This window comes from Vibrio sp. 1069 (assembly GCF_033340555.1).
Map to the genome: position 1 here is coordinate 1 of NZ_JAWOWP010000597.1, position 603 is coordinate 603.

Genomic DNA, 603 nt, shown 5'->3' on the forward strand with positions numbered 1-603 from the left:
TTAATGAAGCCCAAATCGGTCGACGACGCCGCCCATAAGCCATAATCAGGAAGGTATTTGAGTGTGATTAATTCATTCAAACGTTGGGTATCGACGACGACATTGATTGCTCGGGTTAGCTGTTTTACTTGGTCGGTATCCCAGCCGTAGTCTTGCTGGATTTGATCCAATAAGGCTTGTTTATTTAAATCATCGGCGGGCTTTTGATAGTCCTTGATCGTGGTGTCTTCAGATGAGCTAAACGTAAGGTAGCCGTCGTTTCTAATTAGGGACACGCGATTGTGTTCATTAGCATGAATGTCGTTACGAAACACTGACGACGTATTCATGTTAAAGCCAGCCGTCATTACCGCTTGTACTACGCCATTTTTATCTGGAATCGCTTTACGAATGGGAATAACTAACGAATCTTGCGCTTCCATAAAGTAGGTTCTGCCGATCACCATGCGATCGGAGTTCAACGCTTCAAGGAAGGTCTCTCTGGTCAGCGGATCTTGCTTGAGATTGTGTAGCTTTTCCAAAATCAAGTTCGAGCTAACGGAAATGTAGTCGCCGTTGGGATTGGTCAAGCCAAAACCGATGATCGCCGGATGAATGTTGAGA

At 45.1% G+C, this 603-nt stretch carries 1 pseudogene; it reads right to left on the reverse strand.

Going from position 1 to position 603, the window contains the following annotated elements:
• Positions 1 to 603 (reverse strand): annotated as a pseudogene (locus R7040_RS27965) (PDC sensor domain-containing protein); the annotation flags it as partial.